The sequence below is a fragment of the Chryseobacterium sp. 14P4.3.2 genome (assembly GCF_057799275.1).
In genome coordinates this window covers 141,458-154,237 of sequence record NZ_JBYOKO010000009.1, presented here as the reverse complement: position 1 = coordinate 154,237, position 12,780 = coordinate 141,458, and the positions used below count along the sequence as shown (strand labels likewise).

Genomic DNA, 12,780 nt, shown 5'->3' with positions numbered 1-12,780 from the left:
ATCTGTTTAACTTTCATATAACCAAACGCGAAGCAGTGATAGCAGCTGATCAATATCCACAGGTTTTGAGATATAATCAGAAGCTCCTGCTGTGATGCATTTTTCACGTTCTCCAATCATTGATTTTGCCGTAATGGCTATAATTGGCAGCCTTTTGAATTCCTGCATTTTCCTGATTTCTTTAATGGTTTCATAACCATCCATCTCAGGCATCATCATATCCATCAAAATGACATCTATATCCGGGTTTTGCTTAAGCTGCTGAAGAGAGTGTTTCCCATCCATCGCTACAATCACCTCCACTTTGTATTTTTCCAACGCTTTGGTTAAAGAAAAGATGTTACGCACATCATCATCCGTGATCAGAACTTTTTTTCCACTTAATACCTCTGTCAGAGAGCCTAGCACCCTACTGGTATTATTTTCAAGGAAATTGTTTTTTTCCTCCACCAAATGTAAGAATAAACCTACCTCATCTAAAATTCTCTGATAAGAATGGGCCGTTTTTACCACTATAGAATCTGCATACTGCTTTATTTTCAGTTCTTCTTCTTTTGATAAATTCTGCTCTGTAAAGATAATGATAGGAAGATTTTCCAGCCCTTCATTGCTTTTTATGGATTCTATAACATGGTATTCGTCTCCTTTCAGATTTCCAATATCCAGAATAACACAGTCAACATGGTCTGAAGTAAGTGCTTTTACACTGTCTTCTACATTATGCTCTACGGAAAGGGAGATATTAAAATTGCTCAGGAAATAGGACAACGCACTCGCATGTTTGGCATTCTCCTCAACGATAAGAACTTTCTGAGGCCCTTTTTTTAAAGCTTCTTCAATTTTACTGAAAACATCAGTCATTTTATCCAGAGCTACGGGTTTATTGATAAAATCCACAGCACCTTTCATGAGGCTTTCCTTTTTAAGATGCAGTACAGACATCATATGAACCGGAATATTCCTTGTTGCAGGATTAGATTTAAGTTCATCCATTACCTCCCAGCCATCCTTCACAGGAAGCTGCACATCAAGCAATATAGCATGCGGATGGTATTTCTGAGCAGCGGAAAGACCATGGTCTCCTCTCACCACAACAATTCCCTTATACTTCTGCATATGGGCGTATTTAAGAAGGGCTTTTGCGAAATTGGTATCATCTTCTATAATCAGGATAACTTTATCTCCTTCATTGATATGATCTCTGTCATCTGCTACTTCTTCCGGAATCTCCAAAGTATTCGGGCGGAATGTGTCAGCTTCTGCATCATCCAGAATGCTTTTAATTTCCTCAACGTCCTCACGGATGATTTCTACCAGATCCTGATCTGTTTCACTCTGAGGAGCTTCAGCAACAGCATGAACAGGAATTATAAAACTAAATTCGCTGCCTTCATTAACTTCACTTTTCAAAACAAGTTCTCCACCGAGAAGTTTTGCAATTTCACGGCTTATAGACAAGCCCAAACCTGTTCCTCCGAATTTTCTTTTGGTAGAACCGTCTGCCTGCTGAAATGCCTCAAATATAATCCTCTGTTTATCTTTAGCAATTCCCACTCCTGTATCTTTTACAGAGAATATAATGAAATCCGGTTTCTCCGAGTGTTTTTTAATGGATAAGCCAATGCTTCCTTCTTTGGTAAACTTTAAAGCATTAGACAGTAAGTTTCTCAATACCTGATCAATTCTCAGGCGGTCACTTTCAATAACCTCCTGTATATCAGAATCAATGTCAATATTAAACTGAAGGGCTTTTTCCTGAAATACAGGATTAAAAAGGCTCTTTAAATCTTTTACAACTTCTTCTATCACAACATCCTGATATTCAAGAGTCATTTTACCGGATTCTATTTTTGCCAAATCCAGAATTTCATCAATCAGTGTTAGCAGACTTGTTCCTGAACTCTGAATTACTTTTGCAGATTCAACCTGATCATCGTTGAGATTTTCATCCGGATTCTCAGCCATCAATCTGGACAGAAGAAGGATAGAGTTCAGCGGAGTACGAAGTTCATGAGACATATTTGCAAGGAACTCAGACTTATATTTTGTGCTTAAGGCAAGTTCTTCAACCTTTTTTTGAATTTCATTGTTCCGTTCAGCAATCAGATGATTTTTTTCTTCCAATAATCTTGAACGTTCTTCAAGTTCTGCATTGGCCTGCATCAATTCTTCCTGCTGTACTTTCAGTTCTTCTTCCGAAGCCTGAAGCTTCTGAGTCTGGGCTTCCAATTCAGTATTCAGATTTTCAAGTTCGGAGTGCTGAACCTGCAGTTCTTCAGATTGAGCCTGTGTTTCTTCCAGTAACTGCTGTTCTTTTTCTCTTCCTTTAGCTGCACTCAATGCAATTCCTATGTTAATGCTGCATTCTGAGAAGTAGCTCACCCTGTCTTCATCAAAGTTAGAGGTAGATCCTAATTCCAGAACTCCAATCGGGTGTCCGTCTGCAAAAACCGGAATCAAAAGGATTCCGTATATTTTAATGGTACTGCTTGCGAAAGTAACCACAAAATCTTCTTCATGAAGATTGTTGTAGACCTGTGTTTTGGCATTTAAAAAAGCCTGTCCTACCATTCCCTCTCCCGGTTCAAAGGTCTTTTTCATATTGCCTTCCAAACCGAAAGCTTTATTCAGTTTCAAAACTCCTTCGTCATAAAGATAAAGGGAGCCATTGATACATTTTCCGTAGTCAATCAGCTGGTGCAGTGCTTTTTTAGACACTTCCTCCACAGACTTGTTCCCTACCAGGGATTCATTCAGCAAAGCAAGCCCTTTCTGGCGCCAATCGCTTTTATTTATTTTATCAAAAGAAATTTTAAGAGATTCGGTCATGTTATTGAGAGAACCCACCAGATCTCCCAGATCATCCTCTGAATTGTCTACTGCCTTTTCACTATAATCACCATTAGCTACCCTATTGGCAATTTTCTGGATAGCACTTACTCTTCTTGACGTTTCCTGATCTTTTTGCTTCAGCATTCTCTCCAGCTTATCTCTTCTGATAAGGTCTGCTCTCATTTTAATGTAAAAAAAGATTGTCACTACTACTGCTGCTATGGCAGAAAAGAGAATAAATAAAACCGTAGTATCGGACGAACGGTTAAGGTCTTTATTTTTAATGTCAAGCTGACTTTCCTCGTATCTAACGAAATCAGCTACAATTTTCCGGCACTGGTCCATATAGGCTTTACCGATTATAATTTGCTGATGAGTCATTACACTTCCTCTTCGTCTGTTATCAACAAGCTCCTTCAGATTAGTTATCACCTGATCAACGCTATGTTTCAGACTGGTAAGTCTTGCCAGCTGATTTTTATCCTGTAAGTCTAGTGATTCTGCCTGTATCAATGCCTTTGGATATTCTCTCAAACCCCTTTTGTAAGGCTCAAGAAACTCTTCCCTTCCGGTCAGCTGATAACCTCTGTTCCCCGTTTCTGCATCTAACAGTGCTACTAAAACATCTTTAACAGCAGTCACTGAACGCCGGCTTTTTGACAGGCTCTCTCTGTGACTCATCTGATTTTGAATACTCCAGTAGGAAGCCACTGAACTGGCTATTAAAATCAAAAGCGAAAGACCTACTCCAAACTGAAGATTTCGTATAATTTTTTTCGGCATAAAAATTAGTTTAGGGGTAAAGTGAAATAAAAGGTAGATCCTTCATTCAGGATGCTGGAAACACCTACGCTGCCATGGTGCTGCTTGATAATTTCAGAGCAAATAAATAACCCGATACCCATTCCCTGAAACTGCAGTGAAGACTCTTCTACACGATAAAATTTCTTGAACACCGCATCCTGTTTAAAATCTGGAATCCCTATTCCAAAATCGGTCACATTTATTCTCACTTCCTGAGCTTCCTCATCCACAAAAGTGGTAACGATAACCTGATTGTTGTGGGGAGAATATTTGATGGCATTTGTCAGAAAATTAATCAGCACCTGCTCTATACGGATTTCATCCATTGGAATCAATATATCAGGTTTATTGCCATGTCGCTCAATTCGGACTGTATTTTCATGAGTCTGGAGAATTGTATCTATTGCATTGCTGATCACTTTTTCAAGATTAACGGGTTTTTTATTAATTTTTAATTTACCGTTTTCTATTTTGGAAACATCCAGCAGATCAGTAATCAAAGTATTGAGTTTTTCGATCTGGTCCTGAACTTTTGTCACAAAACCAGCCTCAGCGCTCTCCTTATCTAATTTTAATTTCCGGTCTAATAACTGAACATAGGCTTTAATACTGGTTAAAGGAGTTTTCAGTTCATGGCTTGCGATACTTAAAAATTCATCTTTCTCTTTTTCGGCCTTCTTCTGGCCATCGATATCTGTGAAAGTACCGACCCAATTTTTGATATGTCCATCATCAAATACCGGGGTTACGCGAAGCAAATGATAACGGTAATCTTCCGAACCGATACTTTTAATTCTGATCTCCAGTTCTAAAGCCTTTCCTCTTTTTCTTGCTCTTTCAAATTCTTCTCCGATATCGGGATCATCAGAATGGGTTTCAGGAAAAATCTGCTCAGAATCGGAATAATGATACCATTTACCGTTTACAAAATCTACAATTCCTTTTTCATTAACGGTAAATGCAATCTGAGGAAGAGATTCCAGCATCAGATGAAAATGATCAATCTGGGATTTCATCGTCACCTGCAGCTCACGTCTTCCTTTTACCTCCAATTCAAGATTCTGCTGTGTCTTTTTCATTGCCACATTCTTTTCCTGAAGGTTGTAAAACGTTTTAACTTTAAGCAAAAGGATCTCAGAATCGACAGGCTTTGTTACATAATCTTTAGCTCCAGAAGCATAACCGCGTGTGATAAATTTTTTGTCTGTATTGACAGCGGATAAGAATATAATGGGAACTTCTTTTGTTTTACTGTAATCCGCAAGGGTTTCGGCAACTTCAAAACCATCCATATCAGGCATTTGAACATCCAAAATAATTAAGGCATAGTCATTCTTCAGCGCTTTACCAAGGGCCTCCTCACCAGAACCTGCTGTGTCTACTTGAAAATCCTTAGACTGAAGTAATTTTTGTAATGAGTAAAGGTTACTTTGGTTGTCATCAACAATTAAAATCATAGAAGTCAAAATCAATAATTAATTATACTTACTTTAGGTTCAAAAATACTCACAATATTTCAAAAAACAGTAATTTTAAAAGATTATGACTATTTAATTAACACTCTTTTTTATAACAAAAACTCTAATGGTATACTCTGAATATATACTCGGCTGTCATTATTGTTTCCGAATAACACTAACCTTTATTACCAAACAGCTGATTTGATGAATATAAGTATTGAGGACCTAACCGGTAAACAAAAAAGGATTTCTTAAACTTTAAGATAATTTTTTATCTTTTTTGAGCCCCTCAGGAAACTTAAATTGAGCTTCTAAGGAAACCAATTATTTTATTTATGTGTTACTTTTGTGTTGAGCAAAGGGGATGAAAACAATCAAATATGCCCGATGCTGATTTAAACCTTAAAAAAGAATCGCATTGGCAGACTTCAATAATCAGTTACAAATGACTTATTGGTGGGAAAACTAAAACAAACAACAATGAAAAAGCAGGAAGATTTACATGGTATTCAGCGCCATTGTTATACAAAAAGCAGTAAAGCCGGCGAGCAGTTCATCACTGAACATGGCATTTCATTCATTGTTTCAGGCGAAATGGAAGCCTACGATGGTAATACCAAACATTTGTACCAAAAAGGTGATGTGGTATTGTACCGGAAAAATGCTTTGATCCGCTTTGTTAAATACCCGCATCGGGAAGAGAATTTTGAAGCGACATCTATTATTCTGGATGAAAATCTTTTAAAAAATTTTGCAGAACAGTATGAAATAGCTTCTGACAAAACCCCGAAAGAAAGTCTGTTTAAGCTGGAGCAGGATGAATTGATCCAGTCTTTCTTCGAAGGGCTTGAAAGCTGGTTTGGAAATAAAATAAGTCCCGAACTTTCCACTGTCAAAAAAACGGAAATGATTCATTTACTGCTTCGTAATAATAATGAGTTTAAAAATGTCCTATTTCATTTTGGTATGCCGGGAAAAATCAATCTCGAGGCTTTTATGAACACCAATTTCCGTTTCAATGTGCCCTTGTCAAGGCTTGCTTTTCTAACAGGGAGAAGTCTGGCCACCTTTAAACGTGATTTTGAAAAACTCTACCATACCTCTCCCAACAAATGGTTACAGCAAAAACGTCTGGAGGAAGCCCATTATTTACTAGAACAAAAAAAAATGAAAGCAAAGGATGTCTACCTTGAAGTTGGTTTCGAAACTCTATCGCATTTTTCGTATGCCTTCAAGAACCACTTCGGCGTAAGTCCTTCGCACCTATAATTTAAAATATAACATATGAACAAGACCGTTTTAATTACGGGCTCTTCCACAGGAATAGGGAGAGCCGCAGCCCTTCTATTTTCTAAAAATGGATGGAATGTAGTAGCAACAATGCGTACTCCTGAGGCTGAAAAAGAACTTAATCAATTGGAAAATGTGCTGGTAAACCGCTTGGATCTGGAAGATGTATCTTCTATCGAAAATAGTATTCAGGAGGCGACAGACCGTTTTGGAAAAATTGATTTACTGGTCAACAATGCAGCTTTCGGACAATACGGAATATTCGAAGCCTTAAAACCTGAACAAATTGAAAAACAATTCAGTGTCAATGTTTTCGGAACAATGAATGTAATCCGTGCTGTATTGCCGCATTTCAGAGCTCAAAAAGAGGGGAAGATCATTAATGTAAGTTCTGCAGGGGGCAGGATTGGTATTCCACTGATTTCAATGTATGTTTCTTCAAAGTTTGCACTGGAAGGTTTTTCAGAAGCATTATCTTATGAACTGGCTTCTCAAAACATCAGCCTGAAACTGGTTGAACCAGGTGGTGTAGCAACACCATTTCACGAAACTTCAGCCCAGCTTTTTGCCACAAATCCAGAATTGACAAGTTACGATGTATTCAGCGAGGCAGCATTAAACAAATTAGGACAAATGGGCGATATGATGTCAAGTGCTGAAGAAGTAGCGGATGAGATCTTCAAGGCTGCAACAGACAATTCAGATCAGTTCCGTTACATCGTTGGTGAGGATGCAAAAAGCTGGATCAACGACCGTACGTCGATGGATGACTTAACGTTTGCACGACATATGCGACAATTGTTTAATTCATAAATACTAAAAAGCGATGCCTAAAAGTATTTTAATAACCGGAGCTTCAAGTGGTATTGGCAAAGCAACTGCTTTATTTTTTGCTGAAAAGGGATGGAATGTAATTGCTACTATGCGAAATATCAGAGATGCTGAAGATTTAGCACCAGTAAAAAACATTTTAATTCTTCCATTGGATGTTACTGAAATGGAGAGTATTGAAAATGCTTTCACTATCGGAACTGAGAAATTTGGTAAGATCGATGTATTGCTCAACAACGCAGGATATGCACAATATGGAATCTTTGAATCGTTATCTGATAAACAGATAAGAAATCAATTTGAAGTCAATGTTTTTGGAACCATAAACGTTACAAAATCAATCCTCCCCATCTTCAGAACTCAGGGTGAGGGAATGATTATTAATGTCACTTCAGGCAGTGGTCGTTTTTCAGTACCTCTGATGTCGCTGTACAATGCCAGCAAATTTGCTTTGGAAGGTTTTTCAGAATCACTGGCATACGAACTGGCATCGCAAAATATTACGGTGAAAATTATTGAACCAGGCAGTACTGCATCTAATTTCCACCATACTTTAGAAGAAAGCACAGTCAGTCATTCAGCATATAACGATTATATTCAACATCTGAACTCCAGAATGGACATTGTTCGTAAAAATACTTCAGCTTCCAGTTCGGTACCGGATGATATTGCAGCAACAATTTTTGAAGCAGCCACAGATGGGACACAGACATTACGTTATGTTTCCGGGAAGGATATCCAGCCCATTATTGATATGCGAACATCTAGTTCTGAAGAAGAATATATGAGATTTATGAGGAATATCTTTTCATAATTAACCCTACAATTAAAAATTTAACACAATGAATAAAACCATTTTTATCACAGGAACATCCTCTGGAATAGGACAGGCAACAGCGCAGTATTTTGAAGCGCAGGGATGGAATGTAATTGCTACTATGCGTAGTCCTGAAAAGCAGGATATTTTAAAAAACAGCGAACGCATGCTTGTTTTGAAACTGGATGTGGAAAAGCCGGAAACTTTTAATGAAGTTATAGAAAAAGCTATTGCCCATTTCGGTAAGATTGATGTATTATTAAATAACGCCGGTTACGGACAGCACGGTCTTTTTGAAGCCACCACTTCGGAGCAAATTCACCGTCAGTTTTCAGTCAATCTTTTTGGAACCATGGAAATTACCCGGGCTTTACTACCCCATTTCCGGGCGCAGAAAAACGGCAGCATCATTACTATTACTTCCGGTGTCGGCCGCGTAACGGTTCCCCTGGTCTCTATTTATGCGGCATCTAAATTTGCCTTAGAAGGCTTCTGCGAATCGCTGTCGTTTGAATTAGCCTCTCAGAATATTCAAGTTAAAATCATTGAACCTGGGAATATTGCTACTAACTTTGAACAAACCACCAAATCGAATTTTGCAGCTGACGAAGCATTAACCGATTATTCGGATTATCTGAAAAAGATGGATGAGGTATTTAAAGGGATCTACAGTGGGGGTGGCTCTACGGCGGCGGATGTGGCAGCAACCATTTTCAAAGCTGCGAATGACGAAAGCAATGTGTTGCGTTATGTGGTAGGTTCTGATCTGCAACCGCTGATCGACATCAGAAACGGGGGAACTGATGAGCAATACATGGATGTCCTGAGAAGCACGTTTGTGCTTGAAAACTAATATATTTATTTAAAAACAAATATTGATCTCTTAAATGCACCAACAAAATCATCGTTTTGGCCGGTAGATTTAAGAGATCGCTATTAATTTCCAAAGTTTACAAAATGAGGAACATCTGTCCCAAAATTATCCATTGGTAAAAGATTATTTCTGTTACTGTTAAAATCAAAAACAGAATTATTGTCAAAAGGAACACGCGGATAATAGGTGAAAGAAATCTGAATCCTGTTGAAAACCAGATATGGATTATTAATTAAAACTCCAATTCCTATTTTCGTATTTGCTGTTGTTTTCAGTAATTTATCGGCTGGCATCCCCAGCCATCCTACGGCTGCTGTCAGATATGGGCTGAAGTGGAAATTTTTCCATGTTTTATTGATAAACATCTGAAGCTGATATCTTAAAACCATTTTTTTTGTTCCAATATAATCTGAATTATAAACAGGAAATTCATCTGGAGAAGAAAGATTAATTCTGTCTTTGTAGGAATAATTATGCTGTGGATTTCCTAATGCTAAAGTCGGGGAAAAGAAATGCCTTACTTTGGCAAACTTCCAGTCCATAAGATTCGTAAAATAAGTACCATCCAGGCGAAAAGACTCACGATTCTGGTCATCTTCATTAAAAAACCTTCCAAATTGAGCTTTCACATTGAAATAGCCTATGTTTGTGAAATCACCATAGGATGCAGAAACTCCTACGTAGGGTTTTACGTCTTTACTTCTTGATAAACCTCCCGCTGTAAAATTCAACGACTTACCATAAGCAATATCCTCAGGAAGGTCATATTGAAATATATTTTTCTGCACCGAAAACTTTCTGTTAATAAATCCGACAGACATCAGAAAACTGTTGTAAGATTTAAAGTAATCATATTTGTCAATTCCGGGGCTGTCTTTGTACTGATAATTTTGAAACCTTCCCAGAATGGCAATATTACTGGAGACTTTTTCGCTTGGAGCCGAAGAAACCGGAATTTGATATCCACCCCATAAATCCTGACTGTATACTTTAATTTGAACTTCAGGATAAGTATTATCGGGACCAATAGGAAGTAAAACACTGCGTTTAAAATATTCGAAAGTAAAACCACCTGCCCATTTCGTCAAGGGTGAGAAAAAGTCTCTTCTCATATTGAAATTAATTCTTTCATTTTTAAAAAAATCTCTTTCCCCAAGAATCTGAGCCGTGATATACGATCCAAAAAGATTATATGTGGTATAGCTTCCTAAAAGATAATCCTGCTTTTCTTTAGAATCATTTCTATAAAGGAAATCCAATGTATGGCCTAACCCCAATACATTTTCCTCGGTAACTCCAAGACCAATTTTACTTCCGGAATAACTGAGCCTCGGTTTTAGACTCCAGGAGTCAAGAACTTTTACTACTACATCAATAGAATCTTTACCGGAAGGGCTGTCAACAACACTGATGTTAACTCTGTTGACAAATGGCATTGTTCTGAGCAAACGTTCAGATTCGTAAAGTTTCTGAGCATTATATTCCTCCCCTTCCTTAAAAAGTAAATAATTATTTACCGTAGAAACTCTTGTAGTAGAATGAAGATGATCAGTAAACCAATCATACCATTTCAATCTCTCTTTACTATCTTTAGAACCATATCCAAAGGGGTCAATGGCCTCTACCCTGATATTTCTGATGTATTTTTTGTTGTAAGTCTGTTGCAGTAATTTTTCAGTTCTGGATTTAACTGTAGCCGAATCTGCCTCTCTACGGAATATAAGACGGTGAATGAACTTAGTAACTTTCCGTTGATCCGAAAATTCTTCTATTTTATAATAAAGTGAATCTTTTTTCTCCTGAGCATGTATAGAGGAAAAACTACTTAAAAGGAAAATTAGAATTACAATCGGTCTAGTCATTAGTCATCAAAATTTCAATAGACTTTACAATATCAATTTATAAGCCAATACAGAGGTTTTAATTAAAAAACACTTAGACGAAAAGTAGAATTACTAGACTTTTTTATTATTGTTCACAACTAAGATTGTTTAATCCTATATATTACCAGCCAAAATTTATTATTAGATTAATATCTGATTTAAGGTACTTTTAAAACATCCTAAAATAAATTCCGTATAATACAGCTGTGCATCCAAAGCCTGGGTTTTCTGATGAAGATCAATACGTTTGGAAAGTATAACTTCTCCTTTGTAGCTAAATGAAAAGAAAGAAAAAATTTTAAATCCTGAATTTCTAACAGGTATAGCATATCCTGTAGATGCAATCCCCCAGTCGGTATCAAATGATTTAGCAACATTTACAGCCATTATATTTGATATATTCTGTGTGACACAATCATTTTCATAGGCTTCAATCCGATCAACATTCAGGAATTTTACTCTTTCACGTAGAGTATAAGTTGTGAGCCCTCCTTTGTAAAATAAACCAGCATTAGGCATTTGAGAAAAAGCTAGCTGCACTAATCCTGAAGTTACCCCTTCTGCTATAGAGACCGTTTCGTTTACTGTAATAAGGGAAGTACTTATATACTCAAGTAAATTTTGCTGGAATTTCATGGCATTTACTTTTTATCTGAATTCAACTTTATAAAATCTTTTTTTCATTCTTAAAATTTGTTTTCAAATAACATCATAGTCATTCAGATCCGTTACAAAATAATGTTCAATCGTTTCCTTAGCATTTTTGCACATCTTTAAAAGATCTTGTCTGGATGTATCTTCAAAAATAAAATCATCATGAATATCAATAATAAACTCGGTTACTTTTTCAGTATTCATAAGGTCATAGGTCATTAAATCATTCAAATTGTCTAACCTGCATTCTTCTTTAAAAAAAGGAATATTGCGGGAAAAGGAATTTTTAAACTGAAAAAGGTGTATTGTTTTCATGACTTCGGATATTCTGTGCTCAGTGAGGCCTTTTGTTTTACAAGATACTTTTGTATTGTTCGAAAAATGATCCTTAAAAGAAAGATTCATCTTTCAGGAGCGATACTTTTTTCTGCCAAAAATCTGCTCTAATCAATCCACGCAAATACAATATGGATAAAAAGGACAGAAAACCATTGGTTTCTATCCCTTAGTTAATTAAAATCTTCTTATCAATAGGGTATCCTATTTTTCTGATTTTAATAAGCTCCTTATGAAAATTGAGTGGTTTTAAGGGATTTAATCACCTTTCCATGGTTTATGTCTGGTAATTCTGTATCCTTTGTATTTTATTTTCAGGTCTTCATCTTACACGGTTACTTCAATACAAAGGTGGCTGTTTCCGGATACAATATGCTATATCTATTTATATTAATCTTACACATATCACACCTTTTTACAAGTCTTCTAAGTTTCCAAAGCGTTTTTGTTTCAGCTGTTTGTAAAATGATGGTGAAAGCCCTGTTATTTTTTTAAATTGATTGGATAAATGAGCCACACTGCTATAGTTTAGCTTATAAGAGATCTCTGTAAGATTAAGCTCGTCATATAGTAATAGTTCTTTTACTTTCTCCACTTTATTAATAATGATAAAATGCTGCAGAGTCATCCCTTTAACCTCAGAAAACGTATTGGCCAGATAAGTATAATCATAACCAAGTTTCTCACTTACATAATCTGAAAAATTTTCCTTTGGAAGGGCATCAGAATAATGGATCATCTCTATGACTACATTTTTTATTTTCTCTATCAGAATACTTTTTTTATCATCCAATATTTCAAGGCCGGTTTTAAGGAGGTTCTCTTTTAATATACGCCTTTGTTCAGGACAGATATCATCCAATAATTCAACCGTACCCAGATCTACAACTGCATTTTTAATGCCCAATCTTTCCAATTCCTGAGAGACCACCATTTTGCAGCGCAAGCTTACCATATATTTTATATACAACTTCATCGTCCTTACATTTTATATACTGC

10 protein-coding genes are annotated in these 12,780 nt (G+C 36.6%); 4 read left to right on the top strand and 6 right to left on the bottom strand.

Annotated features, from left to right (window positions below):
- Positions 1–6: 6 nt before the first annotated feature.
- A complete protein-coding gene (locus AC27VX_RS14785) occupies positions 7–3,615 on the bottom strand; it encodes a response regulator (protein ID WP_488696367.1) in 3,609 nt (1,202 codons plus the stop codon).
- 5 nt (positions 3,616–3,620) lie between these two features.
- Complete coding sequence (locus tag AC27VX_RS14780) at positions 3,621–5,093, bottom strand: ATP-binding response regulator (protein WP_236854768.1); 1,473 nt, start codon at positions 5,091–5,093, stop codon at positions 3,621–3,623.
- A gap of 483 nt (positions 5,094–5,576) precedes the next feature.
- Here AC27VX_RS14780 and AC27VX_RS14775 point away from each other — a divergent pair, with 483 nt between their 5' ends.
- From AC27VX_RS14775 to AC27VX_RS14760, 4 genes are read left to right on the top strand one after another with little or no spacing between them, the layout of a single operon-like run.
- Complete coding sequence (locus AC27VX_RS14775) at positions 5,577–6,365, top strand: helix-turn-helix domain-containing protein (RefSeq protein ID WP_488696365.1); 789 nt, start codon at positions 5,577–5,579, stop codon at positions 6,363–6,365.
- 15 nt (positions 6,366–6,380) lie between these two features.
- A complete protein-coding gene (locus AC27VX_RS14770) occupies positions 6,381–7,199 on the top strand; it encodes an SDR family oxidoreductase (RefSeq protein ID WP_236854770.1) in 819 nt (272 codons plus the stop codon).
- Positions 7,200–7,212: 13 nt separating this feature from the next.
- Positions 7,213–8,031, top strand: coding sequence for an SDR family oxidoreductase (locus AC27VX_RS14765; RefSeq protein ID WP_488696363.1), 819 nt, complete (start codon positions 7,213–7,215; stop codon positions 8,029–8,031).
- 28 nt (positions 8,032–8,059) lie between these two features.
- Positions 8,060–8,887: an SDR family oxidoreductase gene (locus tag AC27VX_RS14760; RefSeq protein ID WP_488696361.1), complete on the top strand. Its 828-nt coding sequence runs from the start codon at positions 8,060–8,062 to the stop codon at positions 8,885–8,887.
- Between the two features lie 83 nt (positions 8,888–8,970).
- Here AC27VX_RS14760 and AC27VX_RS14755 read toward each other — a convergent pair whose 3' ends face one another.
- From AC27VX_RS14755 to AC27VX_RS14740, 4 genes are all read right to left on the bottom strand, one after another.
- Complete coding sequence (locus AC27VX_RS14755; protein ID WP_236854776.1) at positions 8,971–10,770, bottom strand: hypothetical protein; 1,800 nt, start codon at positions 10,768–10,770, stop codon at positions 8,971–8,973.
- A 162-nt stretch (positions 10,771–10,932) separates the two neighbouring features.
- Positions 10,933–11,427 carry a CinA family protein gene (locus AC27VX_RS14750; protein WP_236854778.1) on the bottom strand — a complete coding sequence of 165 codons (495 nt, stop codon included), beginning with the start codon at positions 11,425–11,427 and terminating at the stop codon, positions 10,933–10,935.
- A gap of 63 nt (positions 11,428–11,490) precedes the next feature.
- The gene (locus AC27VX_RS14745; protein WP_236854780.1) at positions 11,491–11,760 is read right to left on the bottom strand and encodes a heme oxygenase; all 270 of its coding nucleotides are present in this window, start codon (positions 11,758–11,760) and stop codon (positions 11,491–11,493) included.
- A 436-nt stretch (positions 11,761–12,196) separates the two neighbouring features.
- The gene (locus tag AC27VX_RS14740) at positions 12,197–12,757 is read right to left on the bottom strand and encodes a helix-turn-helix domain-containing protein (RefSeq protein WP_236854782.1); all 561 of its coding nucleotides are present in this window, start codon (positions 12,755–12,757) and stop codon (positions 12,197–12,199) included.
- Positions 12,758–12,780 lie beyond the last annotated feature (23 nt).

Excerpts from the sequence above, each read along its gene's own strand:
- AC27VX_RS14740 (WP_236854782.1), bottom strand. The coding sequence starts at position 12,757 with ATGAAGTTGTATATAAAATATATGGTAAGCTTGCGCTGCAAAATGGTG.
- AC27VX_RS14765 (WP_488696363.1), top strand. The coding sequence starts at position 7,213 with ATGCCTAAAAGTATTTTAATAACCGGAGCTTCAAGTGGTATTGGCAAA.
- AC27VX_RS14785 (WP_488696367.1), bottom strand. The coding sequence starts at position 3,615 with ATGCCGAAAAAAATTATACGAAATCTTCAGTTTGGAGTAGGTCTTTCG.
- AC27VX_RS14775 (WP_488696365.1), top strand. The coding sequence starts at position 5,577 with ATGAAAAAGCAGGAAGATTTACATGGTATTCAGCGCCATTGTTATACA.
- AC27VX_RS14750 (WP_236854778.1), bottom strand. The coding sequence starts at position 11,427 with ATGAAATTCCAGCAAAATTTACTTGAGTATATAAGTACTTCCCTTATT.
- AC27VX_RS14770 (WP_236854770.1), top strand. The coding sequence starts at position 6,381 with ATGAACAAGACCGTTTTAATTACGGGCTCTTCCACAGGAATAGGGAGA.
- AC27VX_RS14745 (WP_236854780.1), bottom strand. The coding sequence starts at position 11,760 with ATGAAAACAATACACCTTTTTCAGTTTAAAAATTCCTTTTCCCGCAAT.
- AC27VX_RS14780 (WP_236854768.1), bottom strand. The coding sequence starts at position 5,093 with ATGATTTTAATTGTTGATGACAACCAAAGTAACCTTTACTCATTACAA.
- AC27VX_RS14755 (WP_236854776.1), bottom strand. The coding sequence starts at position 10,770 with ATGACTAGACCGATTGTAATTCTAATTTTCCTTTTAAGTAGTTTTTCC.
- AC27VX_RS14760 (WP_488696361.1), top strand. The coding sequence starts at position 8,060 with ATGAATAAAACCATTTTTATCACAGGAACATCCTCTGGAATAGGACAG.